The sequence below is a fragment of the Pseudomonas shirazica genome (genome assembly GCF_015168335.1).
Classification (GTDB): Bacteria; Pseudomonadota; Gammaproteobacteria; order Pseudomonadales; family Pseudomonadaceae; genus Aquipseudomonas; species Aquipseudomonas asiatica.
This window is the reverse complement of the sequence record NZ_CP063456.1, coordinates 233,738-252,916: the sequence shown is the minus strand read 5'-3', so window position 1 is coordinate 252,916 and position 19,179 is coordinate 233,738. Positions and strand designations below refer to the sequence as shown.

The following is a 19,179-nucleotide window of genomic DNA, read 5'->3' as shown; positions in this document are numbered from 1 at the left end:
TGTAACAGGTCGGCGCGGGTGTGCGCCTCATGATCTGCTTAGCGGGTCTGCTTCTGGCAGTCCCTCTACAGCGGAGATTGGATTCTTCTGATTCGGCGCCAACAAGTCAAGAAAAATTATTGCCAATTTTTCCCCAAGATGAATCCCTGCCACCACTAAAAATCGCTTCAGCAGCAGAATAAATAAGATTTCCACAAAAAAGGGCCACAATCTGCGGCCCTTGAAGGAAAAACTGAAGAAATCAGGCGGAAGGAGCAATCAATTGGTCAAATGCTGCCAACAGGCGGCGTAGCTCACGACTTTGCTCTGGCCGGTCGGTAAATACCGTTTCAGCCATTACCAGGATGCCGGACGCACTAGGCAGCGGGTGGCCCAGCTCGATGATGATCTTCATCCGCGGCAGGAAGATCCATTGGAGCCACTGCTCGAAACTGAGGGTATCGACTGCGAAAGGCACCGTGCTGGCCAGTGCCTCATCGCTTGGCGGCTCGTCATCCCACCAGCCTTGCACCTGCAGCTCTCGTTCGATCAGCAGCAGGTGGTCGGCAACATCCAGAATGCGCTGCTCGATCATCACGAATTGACCCGTGCCTTTTGCCGGGCCAGTGCGGCACCAGCGCTGTCACCCTGCTTCTCGCGGGCCTGGGCGATGGTGTTCCACAGCTCGGCCTGCAGGCTCGGGCGGCCGTTGGCGTAAGTCAAAGCACGACGCGCCAACTGCTCGGCCTGCGGTGCATCACCTTGCGACAGGCGTACCTGGGCCAGACGGTACAGTACCTGTGGCTCGCGCGGGGCAATGCGCTGAGCACGCTCCAGGCTCGATGCGGCACCGTTGAAGTCACCGCTGCCCTGCTGGGTCTTCGCGGTGGTCAGCAGCGCCAGCACCGGGCCGTCCAGCTGCTCGTCGGCCGACAGGCCACCGGTAGCAGCACCGCTACGCGGAATACCGGTTGGCGCGCTGGTGCTTTGCGGGGCGCTGTTCATCGCCGCGATGTCGAAGGGTTCGTCGGCGATCGGGTTTGGATTGGTGGTCATTGGTGCCGAAGTGACCGGACCAGTGGTAATTGGGCCTGGGGTGATCGGCCCCGGGGTAATCGGCGAGGTGCTGATTGGCGCCGCGCCATTGGCCGCCGGGAACGTCTGGATGCCCGAAGCGCCAGCGCCCTGTGGGATCATCACGGTCACGCCGGAGTCTTCAGGCAGCGTTTGAGCCTGCGCGGTACCTGCGTTATAGCCACCCGCAGAGCGATTGGCCGTCACGCGTTCGCTGTTGGACACCCGGGTGCTCGAGTCGACCACCGGAATATTGCCGCGCGGGACGCTGGCGCACCCCTGGAGCACAGCCAGCGCCGTCACGGCAGGAAACAGCCACTTGTTCACGTCACACCTCATCAATGCAGCCTGTGCTTAATTCATCCAGCCCTTGACCCAGTCCATGACCGATTCAACTGGATCCTGCTCGCCGCCACAGGTCGCGCCGGCGGGCGGTTCACTCCCGCGAATATACGGCATCTGCACCGCTCCCGGACAGCTGCCATCAGACCCATGGCCACTGTACGGGTCAATCCAGGCCTGCACCACGTTGTCCGGTTGCGGCATGTCCAGCGGCAGCGGGTCGGCCTTCTTCATGAAGCTGGTCCACACCTGCAGGGCGCCGGTGGCACCAGTAAATGGCGTCTTGCCGTTGTCGTCACGACCCATCCATACCACGGCCAGCAGGTCCTGACTGAACCCGGAGAACCAGCTGTCGCGCGAATCGTTACTGGTACCGGTCTTGCCCGCCAGGGTGAGATTGCGCGGCAAAGTGTTGTACACCGAGCGGCCGGTGCCTTCGCGCATCACCCGCTGCATGGCGTTCTGCACCAGGTAGATAGCCCCCGGGTCGAAGGTTTGCTGGATCTGGAACGGGTAGCGTTTTAGCGGCTCGCCCTCGGCGGTGAGCACGCTGCGGATACCGCGCATCGGGGTATTGAAGCCGCCGTTGGCGATGGTCTGGTACATCGTCGCGACCTGCATTGGCGACATGCCGCCGGCACCCAGCAGCATGGCCGGGAAGGCTGGCCAGTCAACGTTCACTCCCAGCCGGCCAATGGTCTTGATCACGTTGGGCACACCCACTTCCAGGCCGATCTTGGCAGTCGACAGGTTGTAGGAGTTGGCCAGCCCCTGGTACAGGTAGATGGTGCCATGCGGGCGACGATCGTAGTTCTGCGGGCGCCAGACCTGGCCGTCGGCACCTTTGACCGAGAACGGCTCGTCCTGCACCCAACTGGTCAAGGTGTACTTGGTCGGTTGTTCCAGCGCGGTCAGGTACACCGCCGGCTTGACCAGCGAACCGATCGGCCGCACGGCATCAATGGCGCGGTTGAAGCCGGCAAAGCCGGCCTGGCGGCTGCCGATCAGCGCCTGCACCTCACCGGTTTCCGGATTGGTCACGACCATCGCCGACTCAACCTCGTCCGCCCCCTTGCGCCCCGCGAGGCGCTTGAAGGTCTCGCTCATCGAGGTTTCGGCCTTCATCTGCAGGATCGGGTCGAAGCTGGTGAAGATGCGCAGCCCTTCTTCGGTCAAGTCTTCATCGCGGTAGTCCTGGCGCAGCTGACGCTTGACCAGGTCGAGGAAGGCCGGGAACGAGCTGTCTGCCAGGCTGCCGCGCTTGGTCACGCCCAGCGGCATCTTCTTCGCTGCATCGACTTCTGCCTGGCTGGCCACGCCCTGCTCGGCCACCAGGTCGAGCACCAGGTTGCGGCGGGCCAGGGCGCGGTCCGGATAGCGACGCGGGTTGTAGTAGGACGGCCCCTTGACCATACCCACCAGCAGAGCGATCTGGTGCAATTTCAGCTCCGACAGCGGTTGGCTGAAGAAGAACTGGCTGGCGAGGCCGAAGCCGTGCACTGCACGCTGACCATCCTGGCCGACGAACACCTCGTTGAGGTAGGCCTCGAGGATCTCGCGCTTGTCGTAGTGCAGCTCCAGCAACACAGCCATCATCGCCTCGGTCAGCTTGCGGCTGAGGCTGCGCTCGCTGGTGAGGTAGAAGTTCTTCACCAACTGCTGGGTCAGGGTGCTGCCACCCTGGCGCATGGAACCTGCCGAGGTATTGACCCACATGGCTCGGGCGATGGACTTGGGCGACACCCCGAAGTGGCTGTAGAAATCGCGGTCTTCCGTCGCCACCAGAGTTTCGAGCAGGTAGGGCGGTACCTGGTCGATCTTGATCAGGATGCGGTCTTCGAGGTTTTTCGGGTAGATGCCGCCGATCATCAGCGGCTCCAGGCGCACTACGTCAAGCGTCTTGCCGTTGGCGCCGGAAAGGCCCGCCACGTAATCGCCGGAGAAGCGCACACGCACGAACTGCGCCGGCTCCATGCCCTCGTAGAACTGGAAGCCACGGGTATTGAGCTCGACGGTGTTGCCGTTGACTGCCGCCGCTCCCGGGCCGTTGGCCGCGCTTTCACGCCGGTAGCCGAGCGCGTCCAGCTCGGTGAGGAAGTCGTTCTTGCTCAGTTTCTGGCCGGTGAACAGCTCCAGCGGCCGGGCATACACCTTGGCCGGGATGGTCCAGCGCTTGCCGGAAAACTTTTCCTGGACAACGGCATCGAGGTAAACCGCGAAGCCGGCGACTATCACCAGGCCGACCAGGCTGAGCTTCAAAGCCCAGCCCAGCCAGGCGCGGGAGCGGCCGGTCGGGCGTTTCTGAGGGGTACGGGGATTTCGAGTTCGGGTCATGGCGGCGGATTATACGCACTTTATAAAGGCTGGGCAGACGCCCCCGGCGGTAGGCAGGGACGGCACCATTGACCATAATGGCGCATTCGAATTCCCTGCCCCCGGAAGGATTTCCCGTGAGCCAAGCCCTTATCACTGCGTTGCAGAACCCAGCCCTGTACCCTCACCCCGTGGATGGGTTCCAGCTCATCGAGACGCATATCTCCTGGGTCCTGCTCACCGGCGAGTATGCCTACAAGATCAAGAAGCCGATGAACTTCGGCTTCCTCGACTTCACTGGCCTGGACCAGCGCCGGCATTTCTGTAACGAAGAATTGCGCCTGAACCAGCGCCTGACCGACGGCCTGTACCTTGAAGTGTTGCCGATAACCGGTAGCGTCGATGCGCCGCAGATCGGCGGTGAAGGCGAAGCCATCGAGTACGTGCTGAAGATGCGTCAGTTCCCCCAGGGGCAGATGCTCAACACCCTGCAGGCCAATGGTGAACTGAACGCCGCGCACATCGACCAGATGGCCCGGCAGATCGCCGAGTTCCACCTGCAGGCCCCACGCGTGCCGGTGGAGCACCCACTGGGCACGCCGGACAGCGTGATGGCACCTGTGGAGCAGAACTTCGAGCAGATTCGCCCGTTCCTCAGCGACAAGGCCGACCTGCAGCAACTCGACGCCCTGCAGGCCTGGGCACGCAGCAGCTTCGAGCGCCTGCATGGCCTGCTGGAAAAGCGCAAGGCCAATGGTTTCATCCGTGAGTGCCACGGTGACATCCACCTGGGCAACGCCACCCTGATCGACGGCAAGGTGGTGATCTTCGACTGCATCGAGTTCAACGAACCGTTCCGCCTGACCGATGTGTACGCCGATACCGGCTTCCTGGCCATGGACCTGGAAGACCGCGGCCTGAAATGCCTGGCCCGCCGCTTCATCAGCCAGTACCTGGAACTGACCGGCGACTACGAAGGCCTGGAACTGCTCAACTTCTACAAAGCCTACCGCGCGCTGGTGCGGGCCAAGGTTGCACTGTTCAGCATGCCAGCCGATGCCGATGGCGTGCAGCGCGCCACCACTCTTCGCACCTACCGCAACTATGCCAACCTGGCAGAAAGCTACAGCGCCATCCCGTCGCGCCTGCTGGCCATTACCCACGGTGTTTCGGCTGTGGGCAAAAGCCACGTGGCCATGCGCATGGTCGAAGCCCTTGGCGCCGTCCGCGTGCGTTCGGATGTGGAGCGCAAGCGCCTGTTCGGTGAACAGCAGCAGGCTGAGGCTGGCCAGCTGAGTACCGGCATCTATGATCAGGACGCCAGTGTCGCGACCTACCAGCGCCTGCACGAGGTGGCAGCGACCGTACTGCGGGCCGGCTTCCCGGTGGTGCTGGATGCCACCTACCTCAAACGTGATCAGCGCCAGGCCGCGGCGGACATCGCCAGCCAGACGGGCGTGCCGTTCCTGATCCTCGACTGCCATGCGCCAGAAGCGGTCATCGCCAGCTGGCTGGAACAGCGCCGGGCAGAAAACACCGACCCGTCGGATGCCACCCTGGAAGTGGTCAAGACCCAGCAGGCCAGCCGTGAGCCGCTGAGTGCACAAGAGCTGGTGCAGAGCACCCGCGTCGATACCCAGAGCGCCGGGAGCATGGACCAAGTGATCGAGCAGATTCGCCAGCGCTTGCCTGGGCTGTAAGTTCAGCGTTTTCCTGGACCGGCCACTTCGCGGATGAACCCGCGAATAGGCCGGCACAGGACATCTCGTCGCCCCCTATGGCAAAAGGCCGCGCATTTCCTATCCCCCGCTACACTCCTCTCTGACCTGCTCGCGATTTATCCCCCAATCCCCGTTCAGCCATCGCAAGGAGGCTCGATGAACGATGAATTGCAGCATCTGAAGAACCTTGGCAAGACCTCTGCGCAGTGGCTGCATGCAGCCGGCATCCACAGTGCATCGGATCTGCGCCGCCTGGGCGCGGTAGGTGCGTACCAGGCCGTGAAGACACGAGGGTTCCGCGCATCGAAGGTGCTGTTGTATGCCATTGAAGGCGCCCTGCTGGACATGCACTGGAACGATTTGCCGCTGGAGCGCAAAGAAGCGCTCAACCAACAACTGGATGCGAAAAGCCCTGCGCAAAAAAATCAGAAATAATCTCGGGAAAGGGATTGACGTCGAAATGAGAATAGTTATGATTATCACAACTGGTCGCGAGACTGGTTGGATAAGCTAAGAGCCCCTGGTTCGGACTCTCAGATTATCTCCTCATCAGGCTAATCACGGTTATTGACCCGGCAATTTGCCGGGTCTTTTTTTGCCTTTTACAGCCCCGTCACCGCAGTTGCGCGCAATAGTCCTGCTCCGGCATCGCTGCCGTGTACCACACAAAATCAGCCTCGCCTGCCTCGACCTGCTCACCAACCTCAGCTAGCAGTAGCACCTTGCTCTCCCCCTGCGCTTGCAGGTCAGCCAAGTGCAACGGTACACCCAGGTCCTTGCGCACGTGATAGGCCCCGGCCAGCAGCAGTGCTGGCTGCGGCGCCGCCAGCAAGCGCTCGGCCATGCGCCGGTCGCGCTGCTGCTGCACGGCCAGCATCGCCGGCAACTGGCTTTCTGGCAGCATCCCGCAATGCCCGGCACGCACATGCTCCAGCAAGGCGGCCTTGACCGTCGGCGCATTGGAGCGTTCGCCCGGTAACAAAGCCGGCTGACGATAGGCCTGGCGCATCTCGCCGGGCGAGAGGTTGGCGGCCAGCACAGGCACCCGCTGCTGCAAAGCCTCGGTCACGATTGGCCCGTACAGCTGCCAATCCCAGCCGTCCTGCCAAGCCATGGCCCTGGGCAGGTCTGCCGGTAATGGTTGCCCCGCGAGCTTGTCCAGCAGCGGTTGTTGCTCAGGCTGCAGCATTTCCAGCAGCAGGCTGCCCTGCACACGTTGGTCTTGCAGGGCGCGCAGCAGCCACAGCTGCAGTGCGTGATGGTCAGGGTTGTCGTGTTTCTCGCCGACAAGCACCCGGGGGGCGGCAGACAGGCGCTGCACCAGTTGCTCAGGGCTGATCAGTTGGCCTTTGGCAAGATCGACGATATGCCCCAGCTCGGCATGGCTGCGCCCCTCACTGCTCTGCCAGGCGGGCGGCGGTGGCAGGCTGGCCTGGCAGCCACCCAGTACCAGCACCAGGCACAGCAAGAAAGCGGACAGCAGCGGATGTCGCATGGGCAGTATCTCCATTCATGGTCTGCACGAGCCCTTGTAGGAGCGGCCTTGTGTCGCGATAGGGCCGCAAAGCGGCCCCAGATTTTCAGCAGTGATGCACAAATTGCCGGGGCTGCTCTGCAGCCCTTTCGCGACACAAGGCCGCTCCTACAAAGATCGCGCCAGCGTTAGCGAGTGATGATCAGCGGATGCCCACGCTCCGGGTGCGCCTGTACCAGTACGTCGATCCCGTATACCGCCTTCAACGCCGCCGGCGTCAGCACTGCTGACGGTGCGGCAAAGGCATGGCAGCGCCCCTGCTCCAGCAGCAGGATACGATCACAGTAGCGCGCCGCCAGGTTCAGGTCATGCAGGATCACCAGCACCGCGGCGCCACGGTCGGCAAAGCGGCGCACGGCTTCGAGGGTGGTGTGCTGGTGCAACGGGTCGAGCATCGAGGTTGGCTCGTCCAGCAGCAGGGTTGTACCCGCCTCGCCCGGCCACAGCTGCGCCAGCACCCGAGCCAGGTGCACTCTTTGCCGCTCGCCGCCAGACAACGCCAGGTAACTGCGCTCCACCAGGTGCCAGGCATCCGCTGCCCGCAAGGCCGCTTCGACGATTTCAGCATCGCGCCGCTGCCCGGTGCCATGGGGCATGCGCCCCATGCCCACCACTTCCTCGACCCGGAACGAGAACCCCAGGCTGGACACCTGCGGCAACACCGCCAGGCGCCTGGCCCGCTCCTGCCCTGCCCAGTCCGCCAGTGGCCTGCCCTGTAGCGTCACCCGCCCGTGATCGGGCGCCAGCTCACCACACAGTACTCCTAGCAGGCTGCTCTTGCCGGCACCGTTGGGGCCGAGCACGCCCACCACCTGCCCCTGGCTCAGCTGCAGATGAATGTCATGCAGCACTTCGTTGCTGCCCCGCCGCAAGTACAGCCCCTCGGCTTGCAACATCAACTGCGCCCTCGTATCAGCAGGAACAGGAAGAACGGTGCGCCGATAAAGGCCGTGACGATGCCGATCGGCAGCTCGGCAGGCGCCAGCAGCAGCCGCGCCGCCAAATCGGCGAACAGCATCAGCACACCGCCAGCCAACAAGGAAGCTGGCAGCACCACACGGTGATCAGGCCCGGCCAGCAGGCGCACCAGGTGCGGCACCACCAGGCCGATGAAACCGATCAGCCCTGCTGCCGCCACCGCCGCACCCACGCCGAGCGCCGTGCAGAACACCAGCTCGCGCTTGAGCCGCTCCACGTCAATGCCCAGGTGACGCGCCTCCGATTCACCAAGCAGCATGGCATTCAACGCCTTGGCCCGACGTGGCAGCCACACTGCCACGCCCGCAGCCACCAGCAGCAAAGGCCACAGCCGCTGGTAACTAGCACCATTGAGGCTGCCCAGGTTCCAGAAGGTCAGCGTGCGCAGCGTGGCGTCGTCGGCCAGGTAGGAGAACAGCCCCACGGCAGCACCGCCCAGCGCGGTCATGGCCACACCGGCCAGCAGCATCGTGGCGACGTTGGTCTGGCCGTCGCGTCGCCCCAGACGATAAACCAGCGCAGTCACGCCCAGCCCGCCGATGAAAGCGCACACCGACAACAGGTAAGGGGCAAGCACATCCGGCATGCCGCCCAGCCAACTGCCGCCAACGATGGCCACCGCCGCGCCCACCGCTGCTCCGGCGGCAACCCCTACCAGCCCGGGGTCGGCCAGCGGGTTACGGAACAGCCCCTGCATGGCCACACCAGACAGCGCCAGCACCGCGCCCACCGCCAACCCCAGCAAGGTGCGCGGCAGGCGGATCTGGCCGAGGATCATCTCGGCCTGCTGCAGGCCGTCAGCGGCAATGGGCAACCCCAGCAGGCGCAAGCCGGCACGCAGGGTATCGAACAGCGGCAGGCTGACCGGCCCCAGGGCCAAAGACAACCACACCGCCAACAGGCACAACAGGCTCAGGCAAACGAACAGTGTGCGTGGCTGGACGCGTTGTTTCATTGGGAGAGGCTGATCTTGGCGGCCGGATAGAAGGTAGCCGCAAGCAACTGAAGTGTTGCCGGCAGGCGTGGCCCGAGCCCGCCGACCAACAGTGTCGGGTCAAGCGATACCAGGCGTTTCTCTCGCACGGCGCGCGAGGTCGCCAGCGCGGGGTTTTCTTTCAGCAACGCCTTCAAGGCTTCGTCATCGGCCAGCGCCCGGTCGGAAAACACGATCACATCCGGGTCCAGCGCAGCCAGTGCTTCGCTGGAGAAATTCTTGTAGCCCTGATGTTCTGCCAAGTTGCGCCCGCCTGCCTGGCTCAGCAGCCAGTCGCCGGCGGTACCCTGCCCGGCGATCAGCGGCTTGGCACCCGCATGCCCGACCAGCAGCAACACTCCTGGCGCCTTCTGCCCGGCCTGGGCCTGCCTGACCCTGGCCTGCAAGGCATCGAGCTGCTGGTGGTAACCCGACGCCAAGACCGCGGCCTGCTCTTCTGCGCCCAGCAATTGCCCCAGATGCTTGAGGTTTTCATCCACCGCCGCCACCTCGGCTTTGCTGGAGAACAGTTCGACCCGCACGCCAGCCTTGCGGATTTGCGCCAGTACCGGTGGCGGCCCCATTTCTTCGGTGCCCACCAGCACATCTGGGCGCAGGCTGAGAATGCCTTCCGCAGACAACTGCCGCTGGTAGCCGACGCTAGGCAGTGACTTCAGCGATTGCGGGTGCTGGCTGGTGGTGTCCACACCCACCAAGCGCGCTTCACCGCCAAGAGCGCTGATCCATTCGCTCAGTGCGCCACCAGCGCTGACCCAACGCTGCGGCAGCTCGGCCGCCAGGGCCTGGGTGGACAGCACAACGCTCGCGCACAGAGCGAGCAAGGCGACAGGACGGCGCATCATCGGGTTCCTTCTGCAGGCGAGCCGCGCGCCTTGTGGCGAGCGACGGAACTGCGCACCATAGGCAGCCGGGCGCAGCGAATATGGACAATTTGATAATTATTCGCATTGAAGCGTCAAGCCATCACTTGTTCCACGAGTCGTCCTTGCCATGCACTTCCTTTGTACCTCCCACGGCCTGGCCGAAGGCCATAGCCGAGCCTTCAGCGTAGACGGCATCGAACTGTTCGGCGTGCGCCGCCAGGGCCAGGTGTACCTCTACCGCAACCGTTGCCCGCACCGCGGTATCCCGCTGAACTGGGTGGAAGATGCGTTTCTCGATGACAGCGCCAGCCTGATTCACTGCGCCCATCATGGCGCGCTGTTTCTGATCGAAAGTGGAGAATGCGTGGCCGGGCCGTGCGAGGGCGAGCAACTGCAGGCCCTGGGCTGCCACGAGGACAGCCAGGGCATCTGGCTCAAGGGGTAAGCAGCACCGGCAGGCGGCGGTCGATGACAATGCCTTCGGAGTCCAGGCGTGCGCCGTAGGCCAGCACCTCCACTCCATCTGAAACTGCCGCGCGCAGGGCCTGGGCATAAGCCGCATCGATTTCCTCGGCCGGGCGCACCGCGTCGATACCGGTCAGGTTCACACAATACAGTTGCACAGCCCGCACGCCTTGCCTGGCCAACTTCGCCAGCTCTCGCAGGTGCTTGGCGCCGCGCTGGGTCACCGCATCAGGAAAGGCCGCGACCGTGCTGGCTGGGTAGCCCAGGGTCACGCTCTTGACCTCGACATAGGCCGGGGCACCGTCGAACTCCAGGCGAAAGTCGATGCGGCTGCCTTCCTCGCCGTAGGCCACCTCACGCCTTAGCGCACTGAAGCCGGCCAGTTCGGCGATGATGCCGGCACGCAGGGCCTCTTCGACCAGCGCATTGGCCCGCCCGGTATTCACACAGGCCAGCCGCCCCTGCGGGGTTTCGCTGATTTCCCAAGTACCCGGTAGCTTGCGCTTGGGGTCGTTGGAGCGGCTGAACCACACCTGCCCGCCTTCACGCATGCAGTTGAGCATGGAGCCGGTGTTGGGGCAGTGGATGGTGAGTTGTTCGCCGCCGGGCAGTTCGATATCCGCCAGAAAGCGTTTGTAGCGGCGCAGCAGGCGGCCCTGTTCGAGTGGGGGATGGAACTGCATCAGCCTTGCCAGCTCCGCAGGCCGCGAGCAATCCGCTGCACCGCCTCTTCCAGGCGCGGCAGGCTCTGGGTGTAGGCAAAGCGCACATGGTGGCCGGCCAGGTGACGGCCGAAGTCCAGGCCCGGGGTGAAGGCCAGGTGCTCGGTCTCCAGGAAGTGCCGGCAGAAGGCGAACGCGTCACCGCCAAAGGCACTGATATCGGCATACAGGTAAAACGCCCCCTGCGGCTCGACGGCAATGCGGAAGCCCAGTTCGCGCAAGGCAGGCAACAGGTAATCGCGGCGGCGGGCGAACTCGGCGCGGCGCTCCTCGAAAATGGCCAGGGTTTCGGGCTGGAAACACGCCAGCGCGGCATGTTGGGCCATGCTTGGCGCACTGATGTACAGGTTTTGTGCCAGCTTCTCCAGGTCGGCCACCGCGCCAGGAGGCGCCACCAGCCAGCCGAGGCGCCAACCGGTCATGCCGAAATACTTGGAAAAACTATTCAGGACGAATGCCGAGTCGTCCACTTCCAGCACGCTGGGCGCGTCCATGCCATAGGTCAGCCCGTGATAGATCTCGTCCACCACCAGATGGCCGTGCCGTTCACGGGTGGCGCGGGACAGGCTGGCCAGGTCGTCACGCCCCAGCACGGTACCGGTCGGGTTGGCCGGCGAGGCGACCAGGGCTCCGACCGTGTCCTTGTCCCAGTAGCGGTCGACAAGGTCGGCAGTCAGCTGGTAATTCACGTCCGGGCCCACCGGCACCAGCTGCGCCCCGCCCTCGACCAGGCGCAGGAAGTGGCGGTTGCACGGGTAGCCTGGGTCGGCCAGCAGCCAGTGCTTGCCTGGGTCTACCAGCAAGCTGCTGGCCAGCAGCAGCGCACCGGAGCCACCCGGGGTGATGAGGATGCGTTCAGGGTCGACACTCAGGCCGTAACGCTGGCCATAGAACCCGGCAATGGCTTCGCGCAGTGCCGGCAGGCCGCGTGCGGCGGTGTAGCGGGTGTGCCCGGCGGCCAATGCTGCCTGGCCGGCGGCAACGATGGGCGTGGCCGTGGTGAAGTCCGGCTCGCCGATTTCCAGGTGGATCACGTCGTGCCCGGCCGCCTGCAGCTCGTTGGCCCGGGCCAGCAGCGCCATGACGTGGAAGGGTTCGATGGCGCGGCTGCGCGCACTGTAGGGGTGGGCCATGACCTTCTCTCAATTGGGTCTAAACTGGAGATTCTACCTCTGCACGCCACCGAACGTGCGGCTCAGGCCGCTGTCAATTACCAGGATCGGGCGGGGTAGCGCACCCCCGATCTATCTGGTAAGTTCGGCGGCTCGCAGTCGCAGGGCCGGCGGGTGCCGGAGATGGAGCAGCCTGCGCATTGGATCAGATGAGTGAGAGGCGGTCTATTCATGTCCACCGTAGAAAAGCAAAAAGCCCAGACCATGTACGGTGTCGAGCCCTACGTAGAATCCAAAGGTGAAGAGTACATGGGCGAGCCCATGAAGAAGCACTTCACCAAGCTTCTCGGCGCCTGGAAGCAAGAGCTGATGACCAGTGTGGACCGCACTGTGGACCACATGAAGGACGAGGCAGCCAACTTCCCCGACCCGGCCGACCGTGCCAGCCAGGAAGAAGAATTCGCCCTGGAGCTGCGCAACCGCGATCGCGAGCGCAAGCTGATCAAGAAAATCGACAAGACCCTCGACAAGATCAAGGCCGACGAGTACGGCTGGTGCGAATCGTGCGGCATCGAGATCGGCCTGCGTCGCCTGGAGGCCCGCCCTACCGCCGACCTGTGCTTCGACTGCAAGGAAATCGCCGAGAAAAAGGAAAAGACGGTCGGCAAAGGCTGATCTTTCTTTCCACCTGAACGGGGCGCATCATGCGCCCCGTTTCATTTATATGCCCAGCCTGACCATGACCCACTCAAGCTACATCGGGCGTTTCGCCCCCACGCCCAGCGGCTTCCTGCACTTCGGCTCGCTGGTCGCCGCCCTCGCCTCCTGGCTCGATGCCCGCGCCGTGAACGGCCGCTGGCTGCTGCGCATGGAAGACACCGACCCGCCTCGGGAAATGCCCGGTGCTCGCGATGCGATCCTGCAGACCCTGGAGCGCTACGGCCTGGAGTGGGACGGCGAAGTGGTGTTCCAGAGCCAGCGGCACGATGCCTATGCCGCGGTAGTCGACCGCCTGTTCAACATGGGCCTGGCCTACGCCTGCACCTGCTCGCGCAAGCAGCTTGAGGGTTACAACGGTATCTACCCGGGCCTTTGCCGCAATGCCGGGCATGCTAGGGATGGCGCGGCGATCCGCCTGCGCGTGCCAGAGCTGATCTACCGCTTTACCGACCGCGTACAGGGCGAGTTCCAGCAGCACCTGGGGCGTGAAGTGGGCGATTTCGTCATCCAGCGCCGCGACGGGCTGTATGCCTACCAACTGGCGGTGGTACTGGACGATGCCTGGCAAGGTGTTACCGACATCGTGCGTGGCGCCGACCTGCTCGACAACACCCCGCGCCAGCTGTACCTGCAAGAGTTGCTGGGCTTCTCGCAGCCACGTTACCTGCATATTCCGCTGATCGTGCAGCCGGACGGGCACAAGCTGGGCAAGTCGTACCGCTCGCCGCCGCTGCAGGCGGACCAGGCGACACCGCTGTTGCTGCGGGCGCTGCGGGCGCTGGGGCAGAAAGCCGACCCCGAGTTGTTGCAGGCAACGCCGGCGGAGGTATTGGCGGTAGCTCGCAAGCAGTGGCGGCCCGAGGCGATTGCGCAGCGGACCACGGTGCCAGAGGCTGATTTGCGCTGAGGCAGGCCCGGCCCTATCGCCGGCAAGCCAGCTCCCACAGGTACAGCGCAGCACTCAGATCCTGTGGTGACCCTGTGGGATCTGGCTTGCCGGCGATAGGGCCAGAACAGGCAACCCACCCCTCAAAAACAAAAGCCCAATAAATTCAACCTCTTGGCGAACACCATGGATTCCCGCTAGCATCCGCCCAGCCATTTGCGCCAATAATAAGTCCAAGCCCGCAGCGCCCAACCATCGAGGCCAGCATGTACATCTATCGTTTGGTCCTGCTTCTGGTCGTGGGGATCTACCTGTTCTCCCCGGCCATCATGGACTGGTGGATCGAACCGACCGGAGCCTGGTACCGCCCTTACCTGCTCTGGCTGATCCTGATCGTCGTCACCTTCATCCTGCAGAGCCAACGAGATGCCGATGAGCTTTAGCCTGACCCAGATGATCCTGATCAGCGCCGCGTACCTCATGGTGCTGTTCGGTGTGGCCTGGATCAGCGAGCGGGGGTTGATCCCGCGCTCGATCATTCGCCACCCGCTGACCTACACCCTGTCGCTGGGCGTATACGCCAGTGCCTGGGCCTTCTATGGCTCGGTGGGCCTGGCCTACCAGTACGGCTACGGCTTCCTTGCCTGTTACCTGGGGGTGTCCGGCGCGTTCCTGCTGGCGCCAGTGCTGCTCTATCCGATCCTGAAGATCACCCGTACCTACCAGCTGTCCTCGTTGGCCGACCTGCTGGCGTTCCGCTTTCGCAGCACCTGGGCCGGGGCGCTGACCACCATCATCATGCTCATCGGCGTTCTGCCCTTGCTGGCCCTGCAGATCCAGGCGGTAGCAGACTCGATCAGTATCCTTACCGGTGAGCCGGTCAAGGCACGTGTGGCCTTCGCCTTCTGTACGCTCATCATCCTGTTCACCATCTTCTTCGGCTCGCGGCACATCGCCACACGCGAAAAGCACGAAGGGCTGGTGTTCGCCATCGCCTTCGAGTCGGTGATCAAGCTGCTGGCCCTGGGCGGTATCGGCCTGTATGCCCTGTATGGCGTGTTCGGCGGCCCGCACGAACTGGAAGTGTGGCTGCTGCAGAACCAGACCGCCCTGGCCGCTCTGCATACGCCGCTGCAGGAAGGTCCATGGCGCACCTTGCTACTGGTGTTCTTCGCCTCGGCCATCGTCATGCCGCACATGTACCACATGGCCTTCACCGAAAACCTCAACCCGCGCTCGCTGGTCAGCGCCAGCTGGGGCCTGCCGCTGTTCCTGCTGCTGATGAGCCTGGCCGTGCCGCTGGTGCTGTGGGCCGGCCTGCGCCTGGGCGCCACCACCAACCCCGAATACTTCACCCTGGGCCTGGGGCTTGCCGCCAACAACCAGGCACTGGCGCTGCTGGCCTACATCGGCGGCTTGTCGGCCGCCAGCGGGCTTATCATCGTCACAACCCTGGCGCTGTCGGGCATGGCCCTCAACCACCTGGTGCTGCCGCTGTACCAGCCGCCGGCCGAAGGCAACATCTACCGCTGGCTGAAGTGGACCCGCCGCGCGCTGATCGTCGCCATCATCACTGCGGGCTTCATGTTCTACCTAACCCAGAACAACCACCAGAGCCTGGCCAACCTGGGCATCGTCGCCTTCGTGGCCACGTTGCAGTTCCTGCCGGGCGTGCTGTCGGTGCTGTACTGGCCGACTGCCAACCGCCGTGGCTTCATCGCCGGCCTGCTGGCCGGCACCCTGGTGTGGATGGTGACCATGCTGCTGCCATTGCTGGGCAACCTGCAGGGCTTCTACATCCCGCTGCTGGACATGATCTACGTGCTGGACGACACCAGCTGGCACATGGCGGCCATCGCCTCGCTGGCGGCCAACGTGCTGTTGTTCACCCTGATCTCGCTGTTCACCAACGCCAGCAACGAAGAGGTAAGCGCCGCCGAAGCCTGCGCAGTGGACAATGTGCGCCGCCCGCAACGCCGCGAGCTGCACGCCGCCTCGCCACAGGAGTTCGCCACTCAACTGGCCAAGCCGCTGGGCGCCAAGGCCGCACAGAAGGAAGTGGAACAGGCCCTGCGCGATCTCTACCTGCCGTTCGACGAGCGCCGCCCCTATGCCTTGCGCCGCCTGCGCGACCGCATCGAGGCCAACCTGTCCGGCCTGATGGGGCCGAGCGTGGCCCAGGACATGGTCGAGACCTTCCTGCCGTACAAGTCCGGTAACGAAAACTACGTGACCGAGGACATCCACTTCATCGAAAGCCGCCTGGAAGACTACCACTCCCGCCTGACCGGCCTGGCCGCCGAGCTCGACGCCCTGCGCCGCTACCACCGCCAGACCCTGCAGGAACTGCCCATGGGCGTCTGCTCGCTGGCCAAGGACCAGGAAATCCTGATGTGGAACAAGGCCATGGAAGAGCTCACCGGCATCGCCGCCAAGCACGTGGTCGGCTCGCGCCTGGTCACCATCAGCGAACCCTGGCGCGGCCTGCTACAAGGCTTCATCAACGTGCCAGACGAGCACCTGCACAAGCAGCGCCTGGCGCTGGACGGCCAGCCGCGCTGGCTGAACCTGCACAAGGCGGCCATCGACGAGCCGCTGGCCCCGGGCAACAGCGGCCTGGTACTGCTGGTGGAGGATCTTACCGAAACCCAGGCCCTGGAAGACAAATTGGTGCACTCCGAACGCCTGGCCAGCATCGGCCGTCTGGCCGCCGGCGTGGCCCACGAAATCGGCAACCCGATCACCGGCATCGCCTGCCTGGCGCAGAACCTGCGCGAAGAGCGTGAGGGCGATGGCGAAATCATCGAGCTGTCCAGCCAGATTCTCGAACAGACCAAGCGGGTATCGCGCATCGTCCAGTCGCTGATGAGTTTCGCCCATGCCGGCGGCAGCCACCAGAACAGCGAAGAACCGGTATGCCTGGCCGAAGTGGCGCAGGACGCCATCGGTCTGCTGGCGTTGAACCGGCGCAATTTCGAAGTACAGTTCTTCAACCTCTGCGACCCGGAGCACTGGGCCGAAGGGGACCCGCAGCGCCTGGCCCAGGTGCTGATCAACCTGCTCTCCAACGCCCGCGACGCCTCGCCGCCTGGCAGCGCCGTGCGCGTGCGCAGCGAAGTCAGCGAGCACACCGTCGACCTGATCGTCGAAGATGAGGGCAGCGGGATCCCGAAGAACATCATGGACCGCTTGTTCGAACCCTTCTTCACCACCAAGGACCCGGGCGAAGGAACCGGACTGGGGCTTGCTCTGGTCTATTCCATCGTGGAAGAGCATTATGGGCAAATCACCATCGACAGCCCGGCCGATATCGAACGGCAACGTGGCACCCGGATCCGCGTGACCCTGCCCCGGCATGTCGTAGCGACGTCCCCTGAAATTCGAGACCGTCGAGAGAATTGAATCAATGCCGCACATTCTGATCGTCGAAGACGAAACCATCATCCGCTCGGCCTTGCGTCGCCTGCTCGAACGGAACCAGTACCAGGTCAGCGAAGCCGGCTCGGTGCAGGAAGCCCAGGAACGCTTCAGCATTGCCACCTTCGACCTGATCGTCAGCGACCTGCGCCTGCCAGGCGCACCCGGCACCGAACTGATCAAGCTCGGCCAAGGCACCCCGGTACTGATCATGACCAGCTACGCCAGCCTGCGCTCGGCGGTAGACTCGATGAAAATGGGCGCGGTGGACTACATCGCCAAGCCCTTCGACCACGACGAGATGCTGCAAGCGGTGGCGCGTATCCTGCGCGACCGGCAGAACGCCCCGGCTGCCGCACCGGCGGCCGAGCCACGCGCCACCAATGGCAAGGCCGCCACCGCCGACAAAGGCGGCGCGGCGGCCGCCAATGGCGAAATCGGCATCATCGGCTCGTGCCCGCCGATGCAGGACATGTACAGCAAGATCCGCAAGGTCGCGCCCACCGACTCCAATGTGTTGATCCAGGGCGAGTCGGGCACCGGCAAAGAGCTGGTCGCACGCGCCCTGCACAACCTGTCGCGTCGGGCCAAGGCACCAATGATTTCGGTGAACTGCGCGGCCATCCCCGAGACACTGATCGAGTCCGAGCTGTTCGGCCACGAGAAAGGCGCGTTCACCGGCGCCAGCGCCGGGCGCGCTGGCCTGGTGGAGGCTGCCGATGGCGGTACCCTGTTCCTCGACGAAATCGGCGAACTGCCGCTGGAAGCCCAGGCCCGCCTGCTGCGCGTGCTGCAGGAAGGCGAGATTCGCCGGGTGGGTTCGGTACAGTCGCAAAAGGTCGATGTACGCCTGATCGCCGCGACCCACCGCGACCTGAAGAACCTGGCCAAGGCCGGCCAGTTCCGTGAAGACCTGTATTACCGCCTGCACGTGATCGCCCTGAAACTGCCTGCCCTGCGCGAGCGCGGCAGCGACGTCAACGAGATCGCCAGCGCTTTCCTCGCCCGCCAGAGCGCGCGCATTGGCCGCGACGACCTGCACTTCTCGGCCGAAGCCGAGCAGGCCATTCGTCACTACAGCTGGCCGGGTAACGTGCGAGAGCTGGAAAACGCCGTGGAGCGTGCGGTGATCCTCAGCGAGAGCGCAGAAATTTCCGCCGACCTGCTGGGCATCGACATCGAGCTGGGTGACCTGGAGGAGGACGAAATCCTCGATAACGCCCTGGTCGGGGCCAGTACGGCCAATGCCAGCCATGAGCCTACCGAGGACCTGTCGCTGGAAGATTACTTCCAGCACTTCGTGCTCGAGCACCAGGACCACATGACCGAGACCGAGCTGGCCCGCAAGCTCGGGGTCAGCCGCAAGTGCCTGTGGGAACGCCGCCAGCGCCTGGGCATCCCGCGACGCAAGAGCAACGCTACCAGCGAATAACCACGCTGCCTGGGCGGGAGGTTCCTCCTGCCCCTATCTACAACCTCTCCAGCCTCTTCGCGGGCATGCCCGCTCCCACAGGAATTTCACTGCCCTAAAGGGTGGTGCATCCCCTGTGGGAGCGGGCGTGCCCGCGAAAGGGCCAGCAAAGCCAGCGCACACACCCCGGTAACACATTAGCCCCCGCAAAAATCTGTTACCCAAGCTTTCCGCCGTAACAGTTCCCGAGGCGTACGGTAACGAAATTTCGACATTTTCGACCGCTGAAAAACTGCTCACCACCTCCAAGCCCTTGATCTTACTGGGTTTGCAAAAGTTGGCACGGCACCTGCTATATGTCTGGTACAAGAACAATAACAAGCACTGCAACTCAGAATAAGAACAAGACGAAACGGCTCACGCACAATAAAAACAAGACGGCGGAGGCGCAGCTAACTGATTCTTTTGGAGAGGATGCGTGTTTGGGGCTTGCCCCACAACCAGGCAGAGAACAACAAAAACTGCACTAAAAAGCAGCGCCTGAACTGGTTGGATCGACAGATCAACGTGACATCAGCGACCAAAGCAATCCGTTTGCTCTTAACCCCTGGATTGGGGGTCGTCCACAAGCTTCGAGATTTGTGGACA

17 protein-coding genes are annotated in these 19,179 nt (G+C 63.8%); 8 read left to right on the top strand and 9 right to left on the bottom strand.

The features are described from left to right. Positions 1 to 241: 241 nt before the first annotated feature. The 3 genes from IMX18_RS01170 to mrcB are packed head-to-tail and all read right to left on the bottom strand — an operon-like array spanning position 242 to position 3,729. Entirely contained in the window at positions 242 to 574 is a 333-nt protein-coding gene (locus IMX18_RS01170; protein ID WP_015271835.1) for a YqcC family protein, read from the bottom strand. Next, on the bottom strand, positions 574 to 1,392 hold the full coding sequence (locus tag IMX18_RS01165) for a tetratricopeptide repeat protein (protein WP_039615235.1): 819 nt from the start codon (positions 1,390 to 1,392) through the stop codon (positions 574 to 576). Before IMX18_RS01165 ends, IMX18_RS01170 begins: the two co-directional genes overlap by 1 nt. A 15-nt stretch (positions 1,393 to 1,407) precedes the next feature. Beyond that, complete coding sequence (mrcB, locus tag IMX18_RS01160) at positions 1,408 to 3,729, bottom strand: penicillin-binding protein 1B (protein ID WP_023661650.1); 2,322 nt, start codon at positions 3,727 to 3,729, stop codon at positions 1,408 to 1,410. Between the two features lie 116 nt (positions 3,730 to 3,845). Here mrcB and IMX18_RS01155 point away from each other — a divergent pair, with 116 nt between their 5' ends. Both IMX18_RS01155 and IMX18_RS01150 read left to right on the top strand, forming a co-directional pair. Next, complete coding sequence (locus tag IMX18_RS01155) at positions 3,846 to 5,408, top strand: bifunctional aminoglycoside phosphotransferase/ATP-binding protein (RefSeq protein ID WP_054573650.1); 1,563 nt, start codon at positions 3,846 to 3,848, stop codon at positions 5,406 to 5,408. 177 nt (positions 5,409 to 5,585) lie between these two features. Next, a complete protein-coding gene (locus IMX18_RS01150; RefSeq protein WP_013974260.1) occupies positions 5,586 to 5,864 on the top strand; it encodes a TfoX/Sxy family protein in 279 nt (92 codons plus the stop codon). Between the two features lie 178 nt (positions 5,865 to 6,042). Here IMX18_RS01150 and IMX18_RS01145 read toward each other — a convergent pair whose 3' ends face one another. The 4 genes from IMX18_RS01145 to IMX18_RS01130 form a co-directional block, all read right to left on the bottom strand. Beyond that, the gene (locus IMX18_RS01145; RefSeq protein ID WP_054573648.1) at positions 6,043 to 6,924 is read right to left on the bottom strand and encodes a ChaN family lipoprotein; all 882 of its coding nucleotides are present in this window, start codon (positions 6,922 to 6,924) and stop codon (positions 6,043 to 6,045) included. A 167-nt stretch (positions 6,925 to 7,091) separates the two neighbouring features. Further along, entirely contained in the window at positions 7,092 to 7,859 is a 768-nt protein-coding gene (locus tag IMX18_RS01140) for a heme ABC transporter ATP-binding protein (RefSeq protein ID WP_015271839.1), read from the bottom strand. Next, entirely contained in the window at positions 7,859 to 8,842 is a 984-nt protein-coding gene (locus IMX18_RS01135) for a FecCD family ABC transporter permease (protein ID WP_161551540.1), read from the bottom strand. The genes IMX18_RS01140 and IMX18_RS01135 overlap by 1 nt, the downstream gene beginning before the upstream one ends. A 50-nt stretch (positions 8,843 to 8,892) precedes the next feature. After that, the gene (locus IMX18_RS01130; protein WP_043935916.1) at positions 8,893 to 9,777 is read right to left on the bottom strand and encodes a heme/hemin ABC transporter substrate-binding protein; all 885 of its coding nucleotides are present in this window, start codon (positions 9,775 to 9,777) and stop codon (positions 8,893 to 8,895) included. A 148-nt stretch (positions 9,778 to 9,925) separates the two neighbouring features. Here IMX18_RS01130 and IMX18_RS01125 point away from each other — a divergent pair, with 148 nt between their 5' ends. Continuing rightward, the gene (locus tag IMX18_RS01125) at positions 9,926 to 10,243 is read left to right on the top strand and encodes a Rieske (2Fe-2S) protein (protein ID WP_015271842.1); all 318 of its coding nucleotides are present in this window, start codon (positions 9,926 to 9,928) and stop codon (positions 10,241 to 10,243) included. Here IMX18_RS01125 and sfsA read toward each other — a convergent pair. Continuing rightward, entirely contained in the window at positions 10,233 to 10,946 is a 714-nt protein-coding gene (sfsA, locus tag IMX18_RS01120) for a DNA/RNA nuclease SfsA (protein WP_013974266.1), read from the bottom strand. The genes IMX18_RS01125 and sfsA overlap by 11 nt on opposite strands. After that, positions 10,946 to 12,118 carry a pyridoxal phosphate-dependent aminotransferase gene (locus tag IMX18_RS01115; protein WP_015271843.1) on the bottom strand — a complete coding sequence of 391 codons (1,173 nt, stop codon included), beginning with the start codon at positions 12,116 to 12,118 and terminating at the stop codon, positions 10,946 to 10,948. The genes sfsA and IMX18_RS01115 overlap by 1 nt, the downstream gene beginning before the upstream one ends. 210 nt (positions 12,119 to 12,328) lie before the next feature. Between IMX18_RS01115 and dksA the strand changes: the two genes are divergently transcribed. From dksA to IMX18_RS01090, 5 genes are all read left to right on the top strand, one after another. Next, positions 12,329 to 12,772, top strand: coding sequence for an RNA polymerase-binding protein DksA (dksA, locus tag IMX18_RS01110; protein ID WP_003259209.1), 444 nt, complete (start codon positions 12,329 to 12,331; stop codon positions 12,770 to 12,772). Positions 12,773 to 12,836: 64 nt separating this feature from the next. After that, on the top strand, positions 12,837 to 13,724 hold the full coding sequence (gene gluQRS / locus IMX18_RS01105) for a tRNA glutamyl-Q(34) synthetase GluQRS (protein ID WP_015271844.1): 888 nt from the start codon (positions 12,837 to 12,839) through the stop codon (positions 13,722 to 13,724). Positions 13,725 to 13,969: 245 nt separating this feature from the next. Next, the gene (locus IMX18_RS01100) at positions 13,970 to 14,146 is read left to right on the top strand and encodes a hypothetical protein (RefSeq protein WP_003250005.1); all 177 of its coding nucleotides are present in this window, start codon (positions 13,970 to 13,972) and stop codon (positions 14,144 to 14,146) included. Next, complete coding sequence (locus IMX18_RS01095) at positions 14,130 to 17,105, top strand: sensor histidine kinase (protein ID WP_167506607.1); 2,976 nt, start codon at positions 14,130 to 14,132, stop codon at positions 17,103 to 17,105. The genes IMX18_RS01100 and IMX18_RS01095 overlap by 17 nt, the downstream gene beginning before the upstream one ends. Positions 17,106 to 17,109: 4 nt before the next feature. Next, on the top strand, positions 17,110 to 18,552 hold the full coding sequence (locus IMX18_RS01090) for a sigma-54-dependent transcriptional regulator (RefSeq protein WP_100413853.1): 1,443 nt from the start codon (positions 17,110 to 17,112) through the stop codon (positions 18,550 to 18,552). Positions 18,553 to 19,179: the final 627 nt, after the last annotated feature.